This window comes from Leisingera sp. F5 (genome assembly GCF_001593695.1).
The window spans coordinates 1-1,665 of the sequence record NZ_LUKH01000796.1; the positions used below are offsets into that span (position 1 = coordinate 1).

3 protein-coding genes are annotated in these 1,665 nt (G+C 61.2%); 2 read left to right on the top strand and 1 reads right to left on the bottom strand.

Annotation, left to right across the window (positions count from 1 at the left end; genetic code table 11):
- Window positions 1-791, top strand: a 791-nt coding sequence (locus A2I95_RS36065) for a branched-chain amino acid ABC transporter permease (protein ID WP_291737326.1), incomplete at its 5' end; no start/stop codon positions are given.
- 27 nt (window positions 792-818) lie between these two features.
- Here the strand turns inward: A2I95_RS36065 and A2I95_RS36070 are convergent.
- The gene (locus A2I95_RS36070; RefSeq protein WP_291737327.1) at window positions 819-1,163 is read right to left on the bottom strand and encodes an SHOCT domain-containing protein; all 345 of its coding nucleotides are present in this window, start codon (window positions 1,161-1,163) and stop codon (window positions 819-821) included.
- Window positions 1,164-1,265: 102 nt separating this feature from the next.
- Between A2I95_RS36070 and A2I95_RS36075 the strand changes: the two genes are divergently transcribed.
- Entirely contained in the window at window positions 1,266-1,529 is a 264-nt protein-coding gene (locus A2I95_RS36075) for a hypothetical protein (RefSeq protein ID WP_291737328.1), read from the top strand.
- Window positions 1,530-1,665 lie beyond the last annotated feature (136 nt).

Here is a 1,665-nt window from a genome sequence, read left to right on the forward strand (position 1 = left end):
ATATCATAAATGCTGTCTTTGGCGGCCATATCACCCATTTCGGCTGGAACGTGCCCGGTGTGCTGGCAATTGCCCTGACTGTCGGGGTGATGGTGCTGCTGGCCTGGCTGGTGCAGGTGCTGGTGATGAAGCATCTGGTAGGGCAGGAGCCGATCATCCTGTTTATGGCCACTATTGGTCTTGCCTATTTCCTGGAAGGCGTTGCCGACCTGATGTGGGGGTCCGAGATCAAGACGCTGGATGTGGGCCTGCCGCAGGGCATCAACCTGTGGATCGACGAGACCACCTTTAACATCTTCGGCTACGGCTTCTTTATCGACAATCTGGATATCGTGGCGACGGTGATTGCGGCGCTGCTGGTGGCCGGGCTGGTCTGCTTTGCCCAATACACCAAGCAGGGCCGGGCGATGCGCGCGGTGGCGGATGACCATCAGGCGGCGCTGTCGGTCGGCATCTCGCTGAACTTCATCTGGGTGCTGGTCTGGTCGGTTGCCGGTTTTGTGGCGCTGGTCGCAGGCATCGTCTGGGGCACCAAGTCCGGTGTGCAGTTCTCGCTGTCGCTGATCGCGCTGAAGGCACTGCCGGTGCTGATGCTGGGCGGCTTCACCTCGATCCCCGGCGCCATTGTCGGCGGGCTGATCATCGGTGTGGGCGAGAAACTGTTCGAGTTCGCCATCGGCCCGATGGTCGGCGGCGCCACCGAGAACTGGTTTGCCTATGTGCTGGCGCTGCTGTTCCTGGTGTTCCGTCCGCAGGGGCTGTTCGGGGAGAAGATCATTGAACGGGTCTGACGCTCATATGACCTGCTCCGGGCCTGTTCAGCTTTCCAGCTTGCGGAATGCGGCAATGACAATGGCGGCGAATACCGTGGCGATCAGCGTGAAGGCGATGGTCAGATCGCCGATCAGCTGCCCGGCCAGGAGTGTTAGCAGCCCGGCCCCGAGAAGCCCCATCAGCATCAGCCCCCAAGGGCCGGGTGCGGTCCCGGAGGTTTCCCTGCGTGCCTCCCGGCGCGGCGGCTCGAACTCGAAGGGCGGCAGCACTGTTGCGTCTTCTACCGTTGCCAGCAGCCGACCCTTGGCCTCTGCAAATTCGGCAGCGGATATATCACCCTTTTTCCGCGCGGCCTCCAGCCGCCGGATTTCCTCGACAATCGCTGTCATTGATCCCACTCACTTTACCCAAGAACAGGGTGGCAGAAAGAAATGGGCAAAATGTGGCCAGGCGCGGATTTCTGACAAACTGGTTAATGGCGGGGCGGCGGCATGACCAAGGCGATTGCCGTCATCAACGTGATTGCCTGGGCGGGCTTTTGGGCGTTCGGTTATCTGGCGCTGACCGCGGAAGGGTTCACGGAAACCCAGATCGTCACCGCATCGCTGCTGGCAGCCTCAGGCCTGATTACCGGCATCATTGCATACCTGCGTCTGGTGCGCGGCAGCGAGCGCAGCGGCTATGCCAAACCGTCAAACCGGATGACCCGCGCGCAGCGCGACGCGGCGCAGGCCCAGTGGGGGAAGATCGAATGACTGCCGCCGCTGAAACATCAAAGACAAACACCCGGAGCGGGCCCCGTTTGCAACAGAAAGGGAGCATCTGAGACATGTTCTACCGTGAAGCCGGAGATTTCAAAGTCTCCTACGCCGATGACAGCCAGACCTTCCC

Coding starts and splice junctions, on each gene's coding strand:
- A2I95_RS36070 (WP_291737327.1), bottom strand. CDS start 1,163: ATGACAGCGATTGTCGAGGAAATCCGGCGGCTGGAGGCCGCGCGGAAA.
- A2I95_RS36075 (WP_291737328.1), top strand. CDS start 1,266: ATGACCAAGGCGATTGCCGTCATCAACGTGATTGCCTGGGCGGGCTTT.